At 53.8% G+C, this 325-nt stretch carries 1 protein-coding gene; it reads left to right on the forward strand.

Features of this window, described 5'->3' with window-relative positions; genetic code table 11:
* Positions 1 to 325, forward strand: a 325-nt coding sequence (locus tag JNB91_RS30505; RefSeq protein WP_220329136.1) for a hypothetical protein, incomplete at both ends; no start/stop codon positions are given.

Here is a 325-nt window from a genome sequence, read left to right on the forward strand (position 1 = left end):
AGCCTCGTGCTCCCTCAGAATGCCAATGATCTGTTCGTCCGTGAAACGTGTGCGCTTCATTCTCTGGTCCTTTCGATGGGCCAGAGCTTACTTCAAAATGGATTATTTCAACGGGGCAAGGTCAATCCGGATCGACGTGCGACCGTTATCCATCGTGGGGAGAAATTCCGTTGCTCGCCACTGTCGTGGCAAGAGTTGATGACAGGATCGTTGGCGGACGACCATGCAAAAGCCGGCGCGATATCATCTCTCGTGGCGGTGGGTGCATGCGACACGACCCGTCAGCCGATAGGCCTGTTACAGAGGATGAAGATGAAGAAATCAG

The sequence above is a fragment of the Aliirhizobium wenxiniae genome, assembly GCF_019511445.1.
Taxonomy (GTDB): Bacteria; Pseudomonadota; Alphaproteobacteria; order Rhizobiales; family Rhizobiaceae; genus Neorhizobium; species Neorhizobium wenxiniae_A.